The following is a 20,639-nucleotide window of genomic DNA, read 5'->3' on the forward strand; positions in this document are numbered from 1 at the left end:
GCGCAGGACTGAATGTGCTTTTTTTCATTTCTTACGTTTTAAAATTAAACTTTACTGTCTACTTTCAAAACGTACTGTTTTTGGGGAAGCTTACACCCGGACAGCCCTTTGCGGCAGGACATAGGACGCACTGCCCGATAAAATATAGTTTTTTTTCAGTAGACACAGGACAATAAGCGAAGTGGGTTTTTATATAGATCATATGCAGACGGGCAGTTTCCGGCAGACATTAACGAAAATGGCAGATGCTAAACTATAGGAATGCTTTCAGCTTTGCCGGCGCTACCATGACACGATTTATATAGGCAAGTTGTTGCAAGTTTTTATACAGGTTGCGGCAGACCGTTTCTAATAGCCTTTTTACTGATCATATTTTGTTTGACATTGAAAAATAGTAAGTTGCTGACAGTCAGACCCAACGCTCATTAAATTCAGCAGGCTTGGCTTCATTGTTTTTTTATTATGTTTTGCTATAGACAAACAAAATTCAACCAGTCCCTATACAATAGTTTCCGTCGACCCATACCCTCAAAGCATTACTGATCTACCATTTTCTCTGCCAGGAGCGGATTGCGGCGTGCAACATCAGGTTGGCAAAAATGCGGGCAGACGGAAAACGTTCGTCAACTTTTGGTGTCTCGTCTTTTGTTCGGGCTGGACGTTAGTAATTTAGCTTTTAGTTGTTATCTTCATCAGCAGTTTTTCAATCGGCATTTGTTCCGGGCTGGACTTTCAATGAATCCCCCACCTGCAGCAATACTCGAACGTTAGGTGCAAGGCAAAACAGCCTTCTATTATCAATCATGACATCAAAAGCAATTATTACTTTTATTGCACTGCTTCTTGTGACACAAGTCTCAGGGCAGACACGCACTTTGACAGGTAAGATAATTGACAATGAATTTAATCCACTTGCTCAAGTAAGTATTTTCAGAGCTGATACTGTACTCTTGGCAAAAAGTGACAGCAACGGAAATTTCAATATAACCGTTCCCTTGGACACAAAAGAATTGATAGTTGCCGGTGTCGGTATGGAATGGAAAAGTCTTGATTTATTAAGCGACTGTAATAACCTTGAAATCATTCTTCAACTTGCGGCGACATATGATTTTATGTCGCCAGCAAAAGTGGACAGACTTCGGAAAAAAGAGTTTGACAAATTACCTGGACTTCATCAATCTGCATTTGCAAAAGGGATTTTCAAAACAGATAAACCCTGTTACATTGAAAAGTTTATTTCTCACAAAAAGGAAATGATAGAAAGACATAAAGCAAGGACACGAATGCCCAGCACCTAATAACTAAGCTTTCGTTGCGTCCGCAGGACGAACAATGAAAGCGCTGTTGAACGGAACCTACGGTTGCCGGTGTTGCCCCAGCTCGGTGAAGTGTTCGGATGTCTCGGCGAATGTTTTCAACTTCGCCGCATCTATTTTAAAGTTTTCAACTTTTATTAAGCTTACAGCAATGCAATAAACGAAGTTTGAAACTTCGCTTAGCCTTCAATTATTTCTGCGCTAATTCAGTCAGGCATTTTTTGTTATAATAAAATCTTGCACTGCTATACAAATATCTTCTGCCACTTTCCTTTCCCGGTTGGAAAGTGGCATCCCAATTTTTTAGAATAGGGTTCGCAATATGTAAAATAACATCCCGGCGGTAATTATTTATGTTTCTCTAACCAGCACAGGCAAGGCGGCAAGCCCATTCTTATAAATTCCACCAATAATTAAACTTTAAAACAAAAGCGCGGTTTCTTACGGAAAACGGCGCCGGGTAATAATTATCGGTATATACCAGGTAAAAATCAGATGCCGGGCTATAACGCCATTGCAACCGCGTATTAAGGTTTATGTTTTTGAGCTGCTCATTATATTGAATAAACGTGGTGAAGTAAAGCTTGTTGGTAAACGTAATATCAAGCCGCGGGCCCACCAGCCAAAACGTGGTATTGCCCCAGGGCTGCGGCAGTTTTATATTGTTATAACTCCCGGTTAAAGCAATACTTACATAAGGTTGAAAACGGTATCCCAATTCTGTTGCAACATTGCGGTAAGCGCCATCTGCATAATAGCCGCCTGCACGGGCAGACAAGGTATAAGTAAATAGCTGCTGAGGCTGCGAAACAAAATCAAAACCTGCCGTATTCCAGTGGTGTTTTGTGCCCGCCAGTAAAGAATCTTTACCAAGATTGGTGGGGTCGAAAGGTTGCAGCAACCGTACATAATCATGGCTAACAAGGCCGGTAAAAGTTGCCTTACTTCTGAAGGTTACCAGGTAAGACAAAGTGTTTTGGTTATCGGTTTGATGAAATTTATCATCAAAGAAATTAATGGAACTCAGTTGTGGCCCGTGGCTTAAAACAATACCTGATTTGGGAAAGAAATAACGCGTTACCTGCGGGTTTAACTTAATAAAATTTCTTCTCGGCACATAACCCGCTTCGGCCATATAATTATTGCCAACAAACTCGTGCCGCCATAGCAACAACCAATATTTGCTGCTGTATTGAAGGTTGGCCGCATGAACAAAATCCCTGGAATTTTTACCGGGGCTGAACGATTTTAAAAACAAAGCTTTCCCCGTCCACATATTATTGGAAGAAGCAAGGTTATATTCAAACCCTATGTTCCTGTTAAAAGCCTGGTATAAATATTTCACAGAATCGGGGTTGGGATGATAATTCAACGACTCTTTATCAATAAAAAGAAAGCGGATGTTTGAACGTGAGAACACACGCCGCTGCAAAGCCACCACAGAAAAACTCTGGTCGGGAAGATCAAGGTCATTCACCTTCCCCGTGCGCATATACATGGCGCCGATACGCCAGTCTTTGTTTAGCTTCCCGCTTAACCTGGCGCCATATTTTATCGGCACGCCTAAACCAATCCTGCGGGAGAAAAAAGGCCTGATATCGTCGTAACCAAAGTTGGCAAACAGATCACCGTTCTCTAAAAAGAACTGCCTTCTTTCAGGAAAAAATAATTCATAACGGCTGAGATTGGTAACCTGCTTATCCACTTCCACCTGCGAAAAATCGGGATGCACGGTAAGGTCTAAATTGAGCGAAGAGGTAAGGGCGATCTTTACATCCGCACCAACATCGCCGCGATAATCGGTTTTGCTGTGCGTGGTAAAATCTTTTTCAGAGCCGGCAAGCGCATAAGGAATAACGGAAACATTCAGGCCGGCTTCAGGCGGCGGCTGGTCCCAAACCAGCACACCCGTATAAGCAAGTGAAGCTGTGGGAAATTGCCGCGGCACCGGCGTCCAGCTCGATTTCTCCGTGGTTTTAAGATCGTTGCGGCTGAAGTTAATGCCCCATCTTGTTATACCTTTTTTATAACGGATGGTTTTAAAAGGAATAGCCGCTTCAAATATGTATTTATCAGGATAATTTTTTACGGCAGAATACCATTTGTTATCCCAGCTCAGGTCAACAGCGCCGCCTTCATACATAATGCCGTCCCACTGCGCACCTGCAGCATTGGCGCCGAAAGAAAAACCATTTGTCTGGTCGTCGAAAGGGTCCATGAACAAAAGAAAATTATCGTTCTTGCCAAAATTAAAATCGCGCCGCAGCGATTCCACCATATAAGGGCCGGGAAGTGCATTATAACAAACGGCAATAAGGTAAATATTCTGATCGTCGTAAGTCATTTTCACATCGGTACGCACCTGCGCCTTACTGGTATCCATGGGCAATACCATAAAAAAACCGGTGGCCGTTTGCGCCTGCAGCCAGGCATCTTCATCCATTATGCCATCAATAACAATGGGTGATGCAGCACGATGAATATGATATTGATAAGCCTCATTTTTCTTTTGAGCAAACGAATAAAAAAAGCAGAACAAAAGCGGCAGCGTAAAAAATTTTTTCAAGTATTGGTTTTGCATTAAAGAGGGCGAAAATACTATTAGTTGTTTTAAATCGGCTTTGAATGTACTTCATCCACTATTCAGTCCCAAATGCCTGATTCTTTAACACCGGGCTTTCCCAACTTATCCACAATTCGAAAAACTCTTTAATTACAATTTACGGCAGGTAGCTATTTTTGTTTAAATGGCCTTTAATTACACATATATTTTTCCGTTCCTGCTGGCAATTGTGGCGCTTGTGCAAGTTTGGTATTACCTCCATTTTTTTTATAAACTGGTTAAGTATAACCCTAAAGACAAAGCTGCTTCGCAGCAATATCCTGTTTCTATTATTATTTGTGCAAAGAATGAAGCTGAAAACCTGGTGAATAATCTGCCCGGCATACTGGTGCAGGATTACCGTACCACGCATGAAGTAATTGTAGTGAACGATAATTCAACCGATGAATCAAAATTTATACTGGAAGAATTTCAGCGCGGTTTTAAAAACCTTACCATTATACCGCTTAAACAGGAAGCTAAAGGCATTCCTGGCAAAAAGTTTCCATTGTCTGTTGGTATAAAATCAGCTAAACATGAAATTGTTTTATTAACAGACGCCGATTGCATTCCTGCAAGCGAGCACTGGCTTGAAAAAATGCAGGATGGTTATGCGCCGGGCATTGAAATAGTACTGGGTTATGGCGCTTATAAAAAATACCCGGGCTTTTTAAATAAGCTCATACGTTTTGAGACCTTTCATACAGCGCTGCAATATTTCTCTTATGCACTGGCCGGCAAACCGTATATGGGTGTGGGAAGAAATCTATCGTACAGAAAAAATACTTTCCTGGCCAATAAAGGTTTTTCAACCATCAATCATATACCCAGCGGCGACGATGATCTTTTCATCAACATGGTTGCCACCAAAAACAATACGGCCATTGTTATTGACCAGGAAGCGCACACGTTAAGCGAACCGCACAAAACATGGAATAGCTGGATGCAGCAAAAGAACCGGCATTATACAACGGCAAAATTTTATAAGCCCGGCCATAAACGTTTGCTTTCAGTATATGCTACCCTTCAAACCATAATTTATCCATTAACTGTAGCAACCGCTATATTCTTTAACTGGTATATTGCAGTTGGCATTTTTGTAATAAGATTAGCTGTTCAGGCCTTTATCTGGTACAAAACCATGAAGCGTTTAAACGAAGCAGACTTGTTTGCTTACTTTTTTGTATTTGACGCATGGATGTTCATATATAATCTATTCTTCTTCCCTTCGCTGTTCAGAAAGCCTGCACGCAAATGGGATTAATGTTTGATTAAGCAAAACATTTCAGCATTCTTTGCCGGCTTTACAATAATTTGAATGGAATACATTACGCAATATTTTTCAGATTTTACACCAATGCAGCTTAAGCAGTTTGAGCAACTGCAAAACCTGTACAGCGACTGGAATGAAAAGATAAATGTGATATCGAGAAAAGATATTGAACATTTATACCTTAAGCATGTATTGCATTCTTTAAGCATTGCAGCCGCTTTTGAATTTGCTGATGGCAGTTCGGTAATTGATATTGGCACCGGCGGCGGTTTTCCAGGCATACCATTAGCTATTTATTTTCCTGAAGTACAATTTCATTTGGCTGACAGCATTGGCAAGAAATTGAAAGTGGTTGAAGCGGTTGCTGAAGCCATCGGGTTAAAGAATGTAACAACGCAGCATATTCGGGCCGAAGAAATAAAAAACCGTAAATTCGACTTTGCTGTTTCCCGTGCCGTTGCCCCATTAAAAGAGCTTTGGAAATGGAGCAAACCTCTACTGCAAAAAAATAATAAAAATGATTTTGTCAATGGCCTTATTTGTTTAAAAGGCGGTGATCTTGCACAGGAAATTTCTGAAAGCGGTTTAAAACCCAACCTTGTTTCGCTGGAAAGTATTTTTAAAGAAGACTATTTTAAAGAGAAATATATGCTGTATGTGAAGTTGTAAATGCAGTTCAAATATTCACCTCGAATAAACCATCTTTAGCATAATTATTTTTTTGAACTGTTTAACTTTTATTATTTATTGCATTACCCGCAAACAAAAAAGAACCCACAGGTATAAAGGATTTTTATCAACAAATGCACATTTACAGGTTTTCTTACCTGCTATGCCATTACTTTAGCACCCTGCAAAAATCTATCAGCCATTTGGCGCCGCAAGTTTTTTTAACCCTCCGCCAGGCTAATAGTATAGCGGTAAAATAAAATTATTACATAATAAATTTCCTTAGGGAGCAGGAGTATGATACATATCGTTTTTCAACAGGCAGATATTGAAACATTGCAAAAAGCCATTGAACTGGATGCAACATTGCAGGGCGAAATCCTTCATATAAAAGATGATTTTGCCGTGGGGCCAATTGCGGATATTTATGAAACAGAAGGCTATCAAAACCGTCGTGACTGGTGGAAAAAAGTATTGGAAAACTCGCCTTATACTGAACAATTGGATATAGTTGATGATAAGCTCACCACACACCAGTTGCAGGAAAAATTAAAAGACGAAGCAGAACAGGCGTGGATATGGATGGCGCCTAATCAACATGATGTTTGCGGTTATTATTGGTTAATAAATCAACTGAAAGAATTTGAAAGCCGCATTCATATTCTTTCATTAAATAACCTTCCGTTTATAAATGATAAGGGAAGCATTTTTTATCCTGTTAATTTATCTGAAATACCGCCAAAAGAATTTATTAAAGCAAAGAAATTGGCAAGGCCTGTAACCATAAGTGAGTTTGAATTAGACGGCGACGAATGGAAAAAATTATGCAGTGAAAATGGCATGGTGAGAACATTGGATGGTGGCAAAAAAATTATCAGCAGGGAAGTTTCTTATTACGATGATAAGATCATAGCCGCATTAACTAAAGATGCGCAAAAGCTGAATAAAATATTTCAAACTTTGTTTACTAAAATGAAAGTGCATACCGGCGATGCATTTTTAGCCTGGCGTATGAAAGAATTAATTAATGATGGAAAAATAGAATTGAGTGGCAATTGGAATAATGGCTGGAAAGAAATAAGCCTGAAATTACCGGGCGCTGCGGAAGAAATAAGTAAAGAAGTAGATATAAACGCATAAACATGAAGCCTATTAAGATTGAAGAGGCTGTAATGTTTATGACTGATATGTTTTAGTTGGACGGGAAGATGCCGCTCCTCCGGAGCGGTTTTAATCTATAATCACATTGCCACAAAGATGCTGCTCTTCCAGAGCAATTAAATAAAGCATCATTGAACACGAGCAAATAGTTTATCTATAAAAATGACTTCATACCAATTACCTGACCTTAATCGTATTTGGAGCTTCCAAAAAAGCACTGCTCTTTCAGGACAACTGAACAACGTAACATTACGCACGAAAACGATTAAGGTTGTAATATCCCCCGGCTCCGGAGGAGCCATATCTTTGTAGCAATAATATGTTTTTTTTAAATTACGGTTTCGGAGAAGCTGCATCTTTATCAACCATGCCAGATACCTTTACACAACTGTATATTCAATTGGTTTTTGCTGTTAAAGGCAGGCATAATTTTATTAAAGAATCATTCCGGGATGAACTGGAAAAATATATTTGCGGCATCGTGCGCAATAACAATCATAAACCGTTGGCTATTTATTGCATGCCGGATCATATTCATTTTTTAACAGGGCTCAATCCGGCTCAGTCTATATCAGATCTTGTAAAAGAAATAAAAAATTCATCCTGCAATTTCATTACAGAAAAAAATTGGCTGAATCAATTTCACTGGCAACAAGGATATGGCGCTTTCAGTTATTCAAAATCTTCTCTTGATAAAGTAATCAACTATATTTTGAACCAACCTGAACATCATAAAAAGAAAACTTTTAAAGAAGAATATGTTGAATTTCTTGTAAAGTTCAACATTGACTATGATGAAAAATATTTATTTGAATTTTGCGGTTAGAAATTAATTATATACAAATGGCAGAACAAAAAAATGTTACAACAAACGAAACAGGAGTGCAGGGCCAATACAAAACATGGTTCCTGGATTATGCATCGTACGTAATTCTTGAACGTGCAGTACCGGCGGTGGAAGACGGGTTAAAACCCGTGCAGCGCCGCATACTGCATGCTATGAAGGAAATGGATGATGGCCGTTTTAATAAAGTAGCGAATATCATTGGCCAAAGCATGCAATACCATCCACATGGCGATGCCAGCATTGGCGATGCATTGGTGAATATGGGGCAAAAAGAATTGCTCATTGAAACACAGGGAAACTGGGGCGATGTAAGAACCGGCGATGATGCCGCTGCCCCAAGATATATTGAAGCACGCTTAAGCAAGTTTGCATTAGAAGTTGCCTTCAATGCAAAGACTACTGAATGGCAACTGAGTTATGATGGAAGAAAGCAGGAACCGGTTACGCTGCCCATGAAATTTCCATTGTTGCTGGCGCAGGGCGCAGAAGGCATTGCTGTTGGTTTATCCACCAAAATATTGCCGCATAATTTTATTGAAATATGCGAATCGTCTATTAAATATTTGCGTGGTAAAAAATTTGAATTACTGCCCGATTTTCAAACAGGCGGCATGATGGATGCAAGCAATTATAACGAAGGAAAACGCGGCGGTAAAATTCGTGTGCGTGCAGCCATTGAAGAACGTGATAAAAAAACGCTCATCATAAAAAGTATTCCTTATGGTATTACCACATCAACCTTAATGGATTCTATTGTAAAAGCAAACGACCATGGAAAGATCAAAATAAAAAAGGTTACAGATGCTACGGCAAAGCATGTGGAGATATTGGTTGAACTCGCATCAGGTATTTCGCCTGATATAACGATTGATGCGTTGTATGCATTCACCGATTGCGAAATAAGCATTTCGCCCAATGCCTGTGTGATTGTTGATAAAAAGCCAAGGTTTGTCAGCGTTCACGACCTGCTTAAAATTTCTGTTGATAAAACAAAAGACCTTTTAAAGCGTGAACTTGAAATAAAGCTTGGCGAGCTTGAAGATAAATGGCATTACACTTCACTCGAAAAAATATTCTTTGAAGAAAAGATTTATAAAGAGCTTGAAAAGAAACATGAAACCTGGGATAAAGTAATTGCAGCCATCGATAAAGCATTCGATCCTTTTAAAAAGAAATTAAAACGCGCCGTAACAAAAGAAGATATTTTAAAGCTTACAGAAAAACCTGTCCGCCGTATTTACAGGCTTGATATAGATGAACTGAATGAACAGATAAAAGGTATTGAAGCAGATATTAAACAGGTGAAGCATGACCTGGACAACCTTATTGATTTTGCAGTAGCCTACTTCGAAAATCTTTTAAAAAAATATGGTAAAGGCCGTGAACGCAAAACCGAAATAAAACCATTTGATACCATACAGGCAAAGCAGGTGGCTATTGCCAATACTAAATTATACATCAACCGCGAAGAAGGTTTTATAGGCACAGGTTTAAAGAAACCTGCCCGATCTGATCAGTCAGGCGGGGATGAATTTTTATGCGACTGTTCTGAGTTTGATGACATTATTGCTTTCACCAAACGTGGTATTATGAAAGTGATAAAAGTGGCTGATAAAAGTTTTATTGGCAAAGATATTTTGCATGCAGCCGTCTTCTTAAAAAATGATGACCGCACCACTTACAATATGATTTACACCGATGGTAAAACCGGCACCAGCTATGCCAAACGCTTTAATGTAACCGCTGTTACACGCGATAAGGAATACGACCTTACCAAAGGCAGCGATAAAAGCAAGGTGCAATATTTATCCGTTAATCCTAATGGCGAAGCTGAAGTGGTGAAAATAACGCTGAGCCCTAACTGTTCGGCACGCAATAAAGAATTTGATTTTTATTTTGAAACGCTTGATATAAAAGGCCGCGGCAGCATGGGCAACCAGGTTACAAAATATCCTGTGCGCACAGTAAAATTTAAAGAAAAAGGCACAGCCACTTTAGCCGGCAGAAAACTTTGGTTTGATAATGTTTACGGGAGGTTGAATGGTGATGAGAAAGGTGTTTTATTAGGTAGCTTTGAAGCAGAAGATAAAATTCTCGTTCTTTATAAAGATGGCAGTTACGAACTTACTGATCTCGAATTAACGCAACGCTTTGATGCAGATAAAATAGCATGGATAGAAAAGTTTGAACCCGAAAAAATTATTACTGCCGTATATGCCGATCTTGACAAGAAACAATATTTTGTAAAGCGTTTTAAGATTGAAACATCAACGCTGCACAATAAATTTTTCTTTATAAAAGAAGACAAGCATGTGGAACTGGAAACGGTAACTACAACCGATGATCCCGTTTTATATTTTGAAAAAGGCCGCGGCGCACAAACGCAAAAAATAAAATATAAGATTGGAAAGAATATAGAAGTTACGGGCTGGAAAGCCGTGGGAACAAGGTTTGAAGACTACAGCAAGTCTGTAAAAATGCATTGGGTGGAACCGGCTGACGGCGCCAATGCACAACAGAGTTTGTTTGAATGAGAATCTGATTCATAAATTATTGCCGCTATTTAATAATGCTAAATATTTGCAGGTTCTATGGCTTGTTAATAATTTAAACTTACCAAACTATAGAAACAAGCTCATGGTAATTGGAGAACTTTTCATCGATGGTAATAATCTCCAATTTTTCAACAACAGCTGTGGCTATAATCAGCCTGTCAAACGGGTCTTTATGGACAGGGAAAAGCGGGATGTTATCGTATTCAGAAAGATATTTTTCATTGATAGGCAGTACAACAATATCGTAGCTAAGTGCACTTTGAAAATAATTGTTTAATGGCTGGCGGAGTTTAAGCTTTCCTGTTTTCAGCTTAATGGCTATCTCATAAAAGGAAATAATGCTTATGTACTTTTTATTTACTATATTTTCAATTGCTTTGCGGGCTGTTTCCGAAAGTGAAGCATCACCTTCCAGAAACCATATTAGTGCATGGGTATCAAGCAATAAATCCATTACATATAATCTTCAAGGTCTTCAAGAGGTTCATTAAAATCAGGCGCCATATATAAAACACTACCTTTTAGTGCACCAAAAACCAGTGGTTTTTTTTCATTATTCTTATGAATATCTTCAGTAAAAGTCACCAGTACTTCCACCGGTTTATTTATTTCAGGATGTTCTTCCAAAATAATTTGCCCTTTGTTGTAAACGCCTTTTATAGTGGATAACATAATATTTCGTTTCCAGTAAAGTTAGCATTTATAAATTTTCTGAAAATAGCTTATTCCTGAAGGGTATGCAGTAGCATTCTTTTAGTTTTTTACTAAAAAGCAAAGGAGCTGAAAGCCTAAAATATTTAAACACCACGGTTTTAACGCAATACTTTAATACACTTCTTGAAAAACTTGGCTATTGCCGTTAGCTTTGCGCATTTAAAAATTAGCAATGCTCGCAGGTTTTAATAATGTAACGTTTGAATTTGGTTCAAGAATTATTGTAGAAGATGCAACCTGGCACATACAGCCGGGCGAACGCATTGGTTTGATTGGTTATAACGGCACCGGCAAATCAACTTTATTAAAATTAATTGTAGGCGAATACCAGCCTTCTGCCGGAACGGTTGAACGCAGCCGCAATACATCTGTGGGCTACCTGCACCAGGACCTTTTAAGCTTCGACACCAACGACTCTATCCTTGATGTGGCGCTTAGCGCTTTCGAAAAAATTAAACAGCTTGAAAAGGAAATTGAAGATTTAGGGAACGAGCTTGAAAAAACGTCAGACGAAAAAACATTATTGATTTATTCTGATAAACTGCACGAGTTGGAAGTGCTTGGCGGCTACGATATTCATCATAAAACAGAAGAGGTTTTGCAGGGCCTTGGTTTTGTAAACGAGGATTTAAAGCGGCCTTACAAAGAATTCAGCGGTGGCTGGCGCATGCGCGTGCTGCTTGCAAAAATGATATTGCAGCAACCGGATTTATTGTTGCTGGATGAACCTACCAACCACCTGGATTTACCTTCCATTGAATGGCTGGAAAAATATTTAACGCATTATAAAGGCAGTGTTGTAATAGTAAGCCACGATAAATATTTTTTGAACCGCATGGTTACAAAAATTGTTGAACTGTACCAGCAGCAACTGCATATTTATTCAGGCAATTACGATTATTATGAAACAGAAAAAGAACAACGCATAGAAATTCAGCAGCGTGCTTATGAAAACCAGCAGGATTATATACGCCAGAATGAACGTTTGATTGAACGCTTTCGCGCCAAAGCCAGTAAGGCAGCAATGGCGCAAAGTTTAATGAAGAAATTAGATAAGCTTGATAAGATAGAAAATGTTGAAATTGAAAGGCCCAATCTTAAAATTAATTTCAGGGTTGATAAGCAGCCGGGGAAAATACTGGCATCGCTTAAACATGCAACAAAACAATTCGGCAATAATCTCATTATAGAAAATACCGGCGCTGAAATTGACCGTGGTGATAAAATTGCATTGATAGGCGCCAACGGAAAAGGTAAATCAACCATCTTAAGAATGATTGCCGGTACTGAAGTTTTTGAAGGCGAAAGAAACTGGGGCCATAATGTTGATGAAAGTTTTTATGCCCAGCATCAACTGGAAGCATTAGACCTGAACAATACCATTCTTGAAGAAATGATGTTGTGCGGCAGCGGTAAAACAGAACTTGAATTAAGAACATTATTAGGTTGTTTTTTGTTTAGCGGTGATGATGTAGAAAAGAAAATACGCGTATTAAGCGGTGGCGAAAAAGCAAGGGTTGCACTGGCGAAAGTTATTGCAGGCAAAGCAAATTTTCTATTATTGGATGAGCCCACCAACCACCTGGATATTCATAGCGTTGAATTGTTAAGTGAAGCTTTAAATAAATATGAAGGCAGTTATATCCTGGTAAGCCACGACAGGTATTTTGTTTCTAAAACAGCCAATAAAATATGGGAAATTGTTGACCATGAAATAAAAGAATTTAAAGGCAGTTATGAAGAATATGTGCAATGGAAAGAAAGGATGAAGCAGTCAGCGGTTAACAATAAACAGTCAGCGGTCAACACTCAACCCTCAACAGTCCACAGTGAGCGGCCAACGGTTAACAATAAACAGTCAACGGTTAACCGGGAACAGCAAAAAGAATTACAGAAACTGCAAAAACAATTCAGTAAGGCAGAAGCGCATTTGAATGAATTAAACCAGCAAAAAACAAATATTGAAAGCGATTTGGCCAATCCTGAATATTATGCAGACAGAACGAAGTTTGTTGAACTGGAAGAACGTTATAAAACCGTTCAGCAGAAGATAGCCGCTGCCAACAAAGAATATGAATTATTATTTGAAAGAATAATGCAGGCGGAATAAAACGGTTGACTGTCAACAGTTGACGGTTGACAGTTTTAAAACACTTCCGCAATCATACATCTTGCACTGCCGCCGCCATTCATTTCAATCGTATCAAGTTTTGAATAAACAATGCGGTTATATTTTTGAAGGTTACTTATTTCTTCATACGTAAGCGATTTATGCGCCTGCTCCGACATTATCAATATCTTCTCTCCTTTTTTATTTTCCAGTTGCAGCATATTGCCCGCAAAGCGGTTCATCTGCTCAAAAGAAATAGGCAATATTTCTTTACCTGTTTTTTCTATAGTTGCCACAACATTGCTTTGCTCATCCGTGTCTTTAATCGATTCAAGACAAATAATTACATACTCGTCTGCAACACTCATCATAACATTGGTATGATAAATTACATTCCCGTTCGCATCAGTTGCTGTAAAACTGCACGGCTTATAATTCATCTTCGCACAAAAATCTTCCAGCGCAGTTTTACTGGTCCTTTCAGAAAGGCATGCATAAGCAATTTTATTTTTACGGTCTAAAACCATGCTGCCTGTTCCTTCAAGAAATGTATTTTCCGTTTCATAACCGGTCAGGTCAATCGTTTCGGTTACATTGAATTTATCATTGATCATATCCAGCACGGCCTGTTTTCTTTCGGCACGGCGGTTGGCTGCATACATGGGATATAATACAATAGTGCCGTTATGGAATGATATCCAGTTATTGGGGAAAATAGAATCGGGCGTATGTGGCTCAGGCGTATCATCCACAACAATAACTTCAATATCATTTTCACGCAGCTTGTCAACAAAAGCATCAAATTCCACCAATGCTTTTACCTGCGCAGCTTCTGCATTGCCCGCCGCCTGGAATTTATTATTAACCGCAGTTTCTGCATTATAAGCAAACGCAACCGGGCGTACCATTAAAATTGTGTTTGTGTTTTGCATACGTCAATAATTTTTAGGTTTAAATTTCAATTGATAATTTAACTCAGCATTCTCCTGGATGTTGAAATAGCAATAAAGGAGCCGTTTTAAATGCTTTATATTAAAAGTTACTAAAAAAAACGGATTTATTGCAGATTATTATATTGACAATTATTCTGCATTTCCTTCGAGGCTTTCTTCCTCAAGATCAAGCCTGTTTTCAATAAGCCTTAAAATATCATCATCAAAATCAGGATGCCTTCGAAAAGAATGCAATACAGAGCGCTCTTTCTCTGAAATATTAAGCATAACCGCTTTAAATTGGGCTATCATTTCCACAGCCTGTTTGCGGGCGCCATCACCTTCATTCGCTTTATATAACAAATCCGTTTTATGTTTTAAAAACTCGTACTTCTGTTTCAGCAATATATTCTTTTCCACATGCTCATTATATGTAGTTTGCATATTGGTTACAGCAGTTTTATTCAGGGCAATTTCCAGTTCAAACATCTGTTCATCTTCCGATTTATTTGCGGGAATGGCATCTGGCTTCACCTTTCTTATAACCCAGGGCAAAGCAAGCCCCTGGCCCACCAGCGTAACAATAACAACTGTGAATGTTATAAATAAAATAAGATTGCGGTTAGGAAAAGCCTGCCCGTTAACGGCAAACGGTATAGCCAATGCAGATGCGAGTGAAACAACACCCCTCATGCCCACCCAGCTTAAAACAAGCGGGTTTCTCCAGCCCGGCTTATTATAAGCAACCGTTATATACCGGCTGATGAACCTTGTGAATATTACAGAAAAAAAACCCGCAATGGTTCTCGCAAAAATCACCACGAGGCAAATGATTAAAGCAATAGATAATGCTTTGAAAAACGACAGGCTTTGTATGCCCTTGGCTATATCCGGGAACTGCAGGCCAATAAGAAAGAAAACAATTGAATTCAATATAAAAACAATAGCAGACCATAAAGCACCCGATTTAAGCCTGCTTTTATGTGAAAACACAAAATGGTTTTGATAAGCTATATACAGCCCGCCGCTTACCACGGCCAGCACGCCTGAAACATGAAACTCTTCTGCCGTGAGGTAAATAGCATAGGGTATTACAAGCGTTAAAGCGGTATCTATATTCGCCGTAGTTGGCAGCCATTTATACACCATATAAAATAAAAAACCAAATGCAAGCCCGATGGCAAGGCCAGCAACTGTTACCCAAATAAAACTGCCTGCTGCTTCATACCACACAAAATGATTGGTGGATATGGCTACGAGCGCAACCCGGAAAAGTGTTAAGCTCGTTGCATCGTTCAGGAGGCTTTCGCCTTCCAGTATATCTTTAGTGCTTTTGGGCAATGGTGCAAATTTTAAAATAGCAGTGGCAGCCGCTGCATCCGGCGGCGAAATAATTGCGCCTAATAAAAAACCCTGTGCTAATGTAAAACCCGGAATGAGCCAGTAACTTATAAAAGCAACTGCAGTGGCTGTAAACAAAACAAACCCTAATGCCATTGCGGTAATAATGCGCCGCCATTTCCATAAACCTTTCAGCGACATATTTTGTGAAGCATCATATAAAATAGGCGGCAGTATTACAAGAAATACAACCTGTGGGTCTATGTGAACGATTGGCACAACAGGGATAAAACCAACCACAAGCCCTGCCAGCACAAGAAAAACAGGATAGGCTATTTTTACTTTCTGGGCTATGAGTACTAAAAAGCATACGCTCACAATTAATCCTATGCAAAGAAGAATGATATTTTCCATTTATATTTTTAAGTATTAGCGATGGTAAGATATAATAATTTCATTTTTTATCATACAGGCCATTAAAAAAACAATACTTTACAAGCTATGAATAAATACAGTTATTTAATACTAAGGCTATCCATTGGCATCAGCATGTTTGGCCATGGTTTTGTGCGCATATTCAAGCTAAACGCCTTCAGCACATGGATGACAGGCCAGTTTGAAAAATCAATACTGCCGCAGGCAATAGTAATACCATTCAGTTATATACTTCCTTTTCTTGAATTGATAACCGGCATCCTGCTGATACTGGGTTTATTTACCAAACAGGCATTATTACTCGGCAGCTTCGTTATGCTAATGCTGATTTTCGGTTCAACAATGATTGAGAACTGGGATGTGCTGCCATCGCAACTTATACATATTGCATTCTTCGTGGTATTGCTGCAATTCATCAACAGCAATAGCTTCTGCATAGATAACCATAACAAATAATAAAACCATTTTATAACTGTATTTTTTAGCAGGCAGAAATGACAGGACTTATTATTTTTTTAATTGTAATGCCCATTGTTGTCACGCTTATATGGCGCTCCGGCAAACGAAAGCAAAACGGGTTTATACTGCCGGATAATTTCCGTTCGCTGCTTAATGAACATGTTGCATTTTATAAGAATCTTAATGATGCTGACAAAATAAAATTTGAAAGCCGCATACAGGATTTTCTTTCATACACACGCATCAATGCTGTAAACACTGAAATAACAAGTCTTGACAAATTGCTTGTTGCATCAAGCGCTATTATACCAACCTTTGGCTTTAACTGGCATTATTATAATCTCGCAGATGTATTGTTATACGATGAAACTTTTAGTGAAGATGAATTTGCCGTTAATGCAAAAAGCGCTAATGTGTTAGGCATGGTTGGCACAGGCGCCATGCAAAGAATGATGATATTATCAAAGCCTGCATTGCGGCAAGGCTTTGCCAACGAAATTTCAAAAAGCAATACAGGCATTCATGAGTTTGTGCATTTACTTGACAAAGCTGATGGCGATACGGATGGCATTCCCGAAGAACTTATGAGCAGGCAATACACTATTCCCTGGCTTAAATATATGAGTGAAGAAATAGAAAAAATGAAGGAAGGAAAGTCTGATATTAATATTTATGGCGCTACCAATAAGGCAGAATTTTTTGCCGTGGCTTCAGAATATTTTTTCGGCTCGCCTGAACGATTCAAAAAAAATCATCCTGAATTGTTTGACCTGATGACAAAAATATTTCATCAAAACCCTGAAACAGAAAAGCTATTATAACTATCATAAATAATTAATAATCGCAACTCTAGCCGAGTCAAATATTGAAATACCAGTGCATTCTTCCAGAGTGATTTTCGAACTATCAATAATTCCACTACAAAGGATGCTTCTATGAAGCAAACAAGAATCCTCATAGCGTCAGATTGAATGTTATTTGCTGTCTTTATTTTCGACGTCTCCGCTTATAGCGTCCTATATTTTTAGGAACTTCATTACTGACTATTTCTATCCCGCCGTTTCTAAGAATTAGCTCAATAATATTTTCAGTGCATCCAAATTGGAGTGATAAATCTTTTATTGAAATTCCTTTAAAATATCGCTTTTTCACTTCTTCTTTTTTTTCACTTGAGAAGTATCTTTGAGACGGAACCTTTTTATTACCTGCGGATAATTTTCCCTTTAAATTTATAAGTACATCAATAATATCATCAAGAATTGAAGGATTGATCTTTAGTTTTTGTGATAGATTTAAATTGTTATCAAAGTGAATAATTTGTTCAACAGTTATATACAATGGCCCAATCGAATGTTTTCTTAAATCAATAATAAATGTGCTTTTATCATACTCAAGCAAAATTGTATCAAGTATCTGTTCCATTACGTACGTTTTTTGTGTTTAGTGATAGCATCCACATTCCTAGTAATTAATCCCAAGCAGCTTAGTACAGGTGTAGAAATAGCATGGTTTGTCAGCCGGCTGTAAATTTATATTTTATTGAATTTACATAAAAAGCTGGTTTATCACTTTAAGCCCGTTATTGGCGTTTGCCAATTCACCTGTATATTGCACCACTTTTTTTGAAGATGAAGATAACAGAGCATATAAGCAACGCAAAAGACACCCTTATTTCTTTTGAAATATTGCCGCCGTTAAAAGGCAAGAGCATTAATTCAATTTACGACCATCTTGATCCGCTGATGGAATTTAAGCCTTCGTGGATAAACGTTACTTATCACCGCAGCGAAACAGCTTTTAAAAAGAAAGCCGATGGCAATTTTGAAAAAGTGGAAGTGCGCAAAAGACCGGGCACAGTGGGTATTTGTGCCGCTATCATGAACTATTATAAAATTGATGCAGTGCCGCATATCATCTGCGGCGGTTTTTCCAAAAGAGAAACGGAAGATGCATTGATTGACCTTAACTTTTTGGGCATTGATAATGTACTGGTGCTTCGCGGCGATGCTGATAAAAACTCTGCATCATTTGAACCGGAACCAGATGGCAACCCTTATGCTATAGACCTGCTGAAACAGGTAGTAAACCTAAACAGCGGCATTTATTTAGACGATGACATTCGTGATGGCGGTAAAACAAAATTCTGTATTGGCGTGGCCGGCTATCCTGAAAAACATTTTGAATCGCCCAACCAGCAAATTGATATGCAAAGGCTGAAAGAAAAAGTTTGCAACGGTGCAGAATTCATCATGACACAAATGTTTTTTGACAACCAGAAGTTTTTTGATTTTGTAAAAAAATGCCGCGATAACGATATTAATATTCCTATTATTCCCGGGCTTAAACCCATCACTTCCCGCAAACAGCTATCAGTATTGCCGCGTATTTTTCACGTGGATATTCCTGCCGAATTATCAGAAGAAATCATGCGCTGCAAAACGGATGAAGACAGCGAAAAAGTAGGCACAGAATGGCTTGTGCAGCAAAGCAGGGAATTAAAAAAATTTGGTGTGCCCGTATTGCATTATTACACGCTGGGTAAGCCAAGGGTTATTCAAAATGTAATGAAGAAACTGGTATAACAGCAGAAGAATATGAGCCAGGGTTTATTTTTTGAATAATCAACATCATTTTGCAGGTGCTTACAATTATACATTCCTGCCCGTCCGTCAGGCGGGGATTATTACATATTGAATATTGAATGTTCATCCCCGGCTAAACCACAGTGAATGACAGATTAATAATTGCACAATTCTATCATAAGAAGATACAGCATAAAAAAGCGCCTCATTGCTGAAGCGCTTCTGCAATTCAAAAAATCACCCGTTAATAACCTTCGTTTTGCGTAAGATTGCTGTTGGCATCAATCTCTCTCTGCGGAATGGGCAATACCAGTTTCGGATCGTCATAACTGTAATCGCCCACATCTGATTTCAAACGCTTCAGAGTCCATAACCTGTCGCCTTCAAAAGCCAGTTCGCGAAAACGTTCATCCACAAAATCCTGCCCGTTTACTCCTGCTAAATCTTCAGCGCCTGAACGTTCCCTTACTATATTAATATCTTTCAGAGGCGCCACGCCGCCAATAGGTGCACCTCCTTTTCTCAGGTTGGCTTCTCCCCTTGTTAAATACATTTCAGCTAATCTTATTACGGGAATAACACGATAAAAAGTAAGCCATTTTAAAGTATAAATGCCGCCGTTACCCGTAATGCTGTAACCATCAGAAACAAAGCCAGCCCTGAAGTCGTTTGGATCATCGAAATAATTAAAATAGTTGGCATCCACCTGTGCTTCGCCACGGCCGCCTGCGCCATTGCCATTGGCATCGTAAGCATAGCGGTAAAATGTGCTGAGGCCATTATTTGAAGTGCCTGCATTGCTTTGCGCTGTGTTCTGTATGCCAAAAATATCTTCCGGCGAATTGCTGGGATTATTAAATGCCTGGTTATAAGTAGAAGTAAGCGTGAAATAACCTGAAGTAATTACCTCGTTTGCCATAGTAGCCGCCTTGGCATAATCACCCATATTTAAATATACCCTTGACAGGAATGCTTTCGCGGCATAAGTGGTTGCCCTCGCATTGTCTGCCGTTTCAGGCAAACCATCAGCAGCATCTGTAAGGTCTTTAATTACCTGCTGGTAAACATCTTCCACGGAAGCGCGGGAAGGCTTATTCTTCGATTCATCGTATATATAAGTTGGCTCAAGCACCAGCGGCACGCCGGCATTGGAACCTGTGCTGCCAGCAGAATAAGGTTGTGCGAAATAGTTCACCAATTCAAAATAGGCAACACCACGCATGAATTTAGCTTCTGCAGCCACAGCATCACGTTCATCTTCATCCACCAGGTCCAGCTTATCCAATACGATATTCATATCTTCAATAAGCAGGTAAGAATTCGTCCATATACCGGTGGCAATACTTGATTCCCTCGTTTGATTCTTGTTTAAAATATCTTTATAAATTGAAAAAGAGCCAACATAATCAACCATGTCTGTATTAGCCAGCAGGTCGGCAATAAAAATATAACGCTCTCCAAAACCTGAAGCGCCCTGTAAAGAAGAATAGCTGCCATATAATAAGGCTTTAACATCGTCGCCATCTTCTATACTTGTTACATTGTTTTGCGGCAACACATCTAATTTTTTATTGCAGGCAAAGCAGCTTATAAAAAACAGGGCGGCCAGTATATATCTGTAAGTTTTCATTTCGTTCATTTTA

The 20,639-nt window shown here is 38.9% G+C and carries 17 protein-coding genes; 10 read left to right on the top strand and 7 right to left on the bottom strand.

Features of this window, described 5'->3' with window-relative positions; translation table 11 throughout:
• Window positions 1-803 precede the first annotated feature (803 nt).
• The gene (locus BM015_RS16695) at window positions 804-1,298 is read left to right on the top strand and encodes a carboxypeptidase-like regulatory domain-containing protein (protein WP_090661202.1); all 495 of its coding nucleotides are present in this window, start codon (window positions 804-806) and stop codon (window positions 1,296-1,298) included.
• Window positions 1,299-1,710: 412 nt separating this feature from the next.
• Here the strand turns inward: BM015_RS16695 and BM015_RS16700 are convergent, their stop codons facing one another.
• Complete coding sequence (locus BM015_RS16700; protein WP_245751467.1) at window positions 1,711-3,882, bottom strand: carbohydrate binding family 9 domain-containing protein; 2,172 nt, start codon at window positions 3,880-3,882, stop codon at window positions 1,711-1,713.
• A gap of 181 nt (window positions 3,883-4,063) precedes the next feature.
• Here BM015_RS16700 and BM015_RS16705 point away from each other — a divergent pair, with 181 nt between their 5' ends.
• The 5 genes from BM015_RS16705 (at window position 4,064) to BM015_RS16725 (ending at window position 10,402) form a co-directional block, all read left to right on the top strand.
• Window positions 4,064-5,182, top strand: coding sequence for a glycosyltransferase (locus BM015_RS16705; RefSeq protein ID WP_090661204.1), 1,119 nt, complete (start codon window positions 4,064-4,066; stop codon window positions 5,180-5,182).
• A 54-nt stretch (window positions 5,183-5,236) separates the two neighbouring features.
• A complete protein-coding gene (gene rsmG, locus BM015_RS16710; RefSeq protein ID WP_090661207.1) occupies window positions 5,237-5,860 on the top strand; it encodes a 16S rRNA (guanine(527)-N(7))-methyltransferase RsmG in 624 nt (207 codons plus the stop codon).
• Between the two features lie 297 nt (window positions 5,861-6,157).
• A complete protein-coding gene (locus BM015_RS16715; protein ID WP_090661210.1) occupies window positions 6,158-7,000 on the top strand; it encodes a DUF1835 domain-containing protein in 843 nt (280 codons plus the stop codon).
• 388 nt (window positions 7,001-7,388) lie between these two features.
• Window positions 7,389-7,847, top strand: a complete 459-nt coding sequence (gene tnpA / locus BM015_RS16720) for an IS200/IS605 family transposase (protein WP_090661627.1) — start codon at window positions 7,389-7,391, stop codon at window positions 7,845-7,847.
• Between the two features lie 17 nt (window positions 7,848-7,864).
• Window positions 7,865-10,402, top strand: coding sequence for a DNA gyrase/topoisomerase IV subunit A (locus BM015_RS16725; RefSeq protein ID WP_090661213.1), 2,538 nt, complete (start codon window positions 7,865-7,867; stop codon window positions 10,400-10,402).
• 79 nt (window positions 10,403-10,481) lie between these two features.
• On the opposite strand, the gene BM015_RS16730 is transcribed toward BM015_RS16725, so the two are convergent.
• Both BM015_RS16730 and BM015_RS16735 read right to left on the bottom strand, forming a co-directional pair.
• Entirely contained in the window at window positions 10,482-10,877 is a 396-nt protein-coding gene (locus BM015_RS16730; protein ID WP_090661216.1) for a type II toxin-antitoxin system VapC family toxin, read from the bottom strand.
• Window positions 10,877-11,095: a DUF2281 domain-containing protein gene (locus tag BM015_RS16735; RefSeq protein ID WP_090661220.1), complete on the bottom strand. Its 219-nt coding sequence runs from the start codon at window positions 11,093-11,095 to the stop codon at window positions 10,877-10,879. The genes BM015_RS16730 and BM015_RS16735 overlap by 1 nt, the downstream gene beginning before the upstream one ends.
• Before the next feature lie 214 nt (window positions 11,096-11,309).
• On the opposite strand from BM015_RS16735, the gene BM015_RS16740 reads away from it, so the two are divergent.
• Entirely contained in the window at window positions 11,310-13,247 is a 1,938-nt protein-coding gene (locus BM015_RS16740) for an ABC-F family ATP-binding cassette domain-containing protein (protein ID WP_090661223.1), read from the top strand.
• A gap of 35 nt (window positions 13,248-13,282) precedes the next feature.
• Here the strand turns inward: BM015_RS16740 and ctlX are convergent, their stop codons facing one another.
• Both ctlX and BM015_RS16750 read right to left on the bottom strand, forming a co-directional pair.
• Window positions 13,283-14,179 carry a citrulline utilization hydrolase CtlX gene (gene ctlX, locus BM015_RS16745; protein ID WP_090661226.1) on the bottom strand — a complete coding sequence of 299 codons (897 nt, stop codon included), beginning with the start codon at window positions 14,177-14,179 and terminating at the stop codon, window positions 13,283-13,285.
• Between the two features lie 150 nt (window positions 14,180-14,329).
• Entirely contained in the window at window positions 14,330-15,934 is a 1,605-nt protein-coding gene (locus tag BM015_RS16750; RefSeq protein ID WP_090661229.1) for a Na+/H+ antiporter, read from the bottom strand.
• A gap of 87 nt (window positions 15,935-16,021) precedes the next feature.
• On the opposite strand from BM015_RS16750, the gene BM015_RS16755 reads away from it, so the two are divergent.
• Together BM015_RS16755 and BM015_RS16760 are read left to right on the top strand one after the other, a co-directional pair.
• A complete protein-coding gene (locus BM015_RS16755; protein WP_090661233.1) occupies window positions 16,022-16,411 on the top strand; it encodes a DoxX family protein in 390 nt (129 codons plus the stop codon).
• 38 nt (window positions 16,412-16,449) lie between these two features.
• The gene (locus BM015_RS16760) at window positions 16,450-17,235 is read left to right on the top strand and encodes a M90 family metallopeptidase (protein WP_090661236.1); all 786 of its coding nucleotides are present in this window, start codon (window positions 16,450-16,452) and stop codon (window positions 17,233-17,235) included.
• Between the two features lie 166 nt (window positions 17,236-17,401).
• Here BM015_RS16760 and BM015_RS16765 read toward each other — a convergent pair whose 3' ends face one another.
• Window positions 17,402-17,836, bottom strand: a complete 435-nt coding sequence (locus BM015_RS16765) for a hypothetical protein (protein WP_090661239.1) — start codon at window positions 17,834-17,836, stop codon at window positions 17,402-17,404.
• A 206-nt stretch (window positions 17,837-18,042) separates the two neighbouring features.
• Between BM015_RS16765 and BM015_RS16770 the strand changes: the two genes are divergently transcribed.
• Complete coding sequence (locus tag BM015_RS16770) at window positions 18,043-18,996, top strand: methylenetetrahydrofolate reductase (RefSeq protein WP_090661242.1); 954 nt, start codon at window positions 18,043-18,045, stop codon at window positions 18,994-18,996.
• Window positions 18,997-19,240: 244 nt separating this feature from the next.
• Here the strand turns inward: BM015_RS16770 and BM015_RS16775 are convergent, their stop codons facing one another.
• Window positions 19,241-20,626, bottom strand: a complete 1,386-nt coding sequence (locus tag BM015_RS16775) for a RagB/SusD family nutrient uptake outer membrane protein (RefSeq protein ID WP_177191944.1) — start codon at window positions 20,624-20,626, stop codon at window positions 19,241-19,243.
• Between the last annotated feature and the right edge of the window lie 13 nt (window positions 20,627-20,639).

The organism is Parafilimonas terrae (assembly GCF_900115755.1).
GTDB classification, from domain to species: Bacteria; Bacteroidota; Bacteroidia; order Chitinophagales; family Chitinophagaceae; genus Parafilimonas; species Parafilimonas terrae.

Excerpts from the sequence above, each read along its gene's own strand:
- BM015_RS16735 (WP_090661220.1), bottom strand. The coding sequence starts at position 11,095 with ATGTTATCCACTATAAAAGGCGTTTACAACAAAGGGCAAATTATTTTG.
- BM015_RS16775 (WP_177191944.1), bottom strand. The coding sequence starts at position 20,626 with ATGAAAACTTACAGATATATACTGGCCGCCCTGTTTTTTATAAGCTGC.
- BM015_RS16725 (WP_090661213.1), top strand. The coding sequence starts at position 7,865 with ATGGCAGAACAAAAAAATGTTACAACAAACGAAACAGGAGTGCAGGGC.
- ctlX (WP_090661226.1), bottom strand. The coding sequence starts at position 14,179 with ATGCAAAACACAAACACAATTTTAATGGTACGCCCGGTTGCGTTTGCT.
- BM015_RS16740 (WP_090661223.1), top strand. The coding sequence starts at position 11,310 with ATGCTCGCAGGTTTTAATAATGTAACGTTTGAATTTGGTTCAAGAATT.
- rsmG (WP_090661207.1), top strand. The coding sequence starts at position 5,237 with ATGGAATACATTACGCAATATTTTTCAGATTTTACACCAATGCAGCTT.
- BM015_RS16730 (WP_090661216.1), bottom strand. The coding sequence starts at position 10,877 with ATGGATTTATTGCTTGATACCCATGCACTAATATGGTTTCTGGAAGGT.
- BM015_RS16750 (WP_090661229.1), bottom strand. The coding sequence starts at position 15,934 with ATGGAAAATATCATTCTTCTTTGCATAGGATTAATTGTGAGCGTATGC.
- BM015_RS16755 (WP_090661233.1), top strand. The coding sequence starts at position 16,022 with ATGAATAAATACAGTTATTTAATACTAAGGCTATCCATTGGCATCAGC.
- BM015_RS16695 (WP_090661202.1), top strand. The coding sequence starts at position 804 with ATGACATCAAAAGCAATTATTACTTTTATTGCACTGCTTCTTGTGACA.
- BM015_RS16705 (WP_090661204.1), top strand. The coding sequence starts at position 4,064 with ATGGCCTTTAATTACACATATATTTTTCCGTTCCTGCTGGCAATTGTG.
- tnpA (WP_090661627.1), top strand. The coding sequence starts at position 7,389 with ATGCCAGATACCTTTACACAACTGTATATTCAATTGGTTTTTGCTGTT.
- BM015_RS16765 (WP_090661239.1), bottom strand. The coding sequence starts at position 17,836 with ATGGAACAGATACTTGATACAATTTTGCTTGAGTATGATAAAAGCACA.
- BM015_RS16760 (WP_090661236.1), top strand. The coding sequence starts at position 16,450 with ATGACAGGACTTATTATTTTTTTAATTGTAATGCCCATTGTTGTCACG.
- BM015_RS16715 (WP_090661210.1), top strand. The coding sequence starts at position 6,158 with ATGATACATATCGTTTTTCAACAGGCAGATATTGAAACATTGCAAAAA.
- BM015_RS16770 (WP_090661242.1), top strand. The coding sequence starts at position 18,043 with ATGAAGATAACAGAGCATATAAGCAACGCAAAAGACACCCTTATTTCT.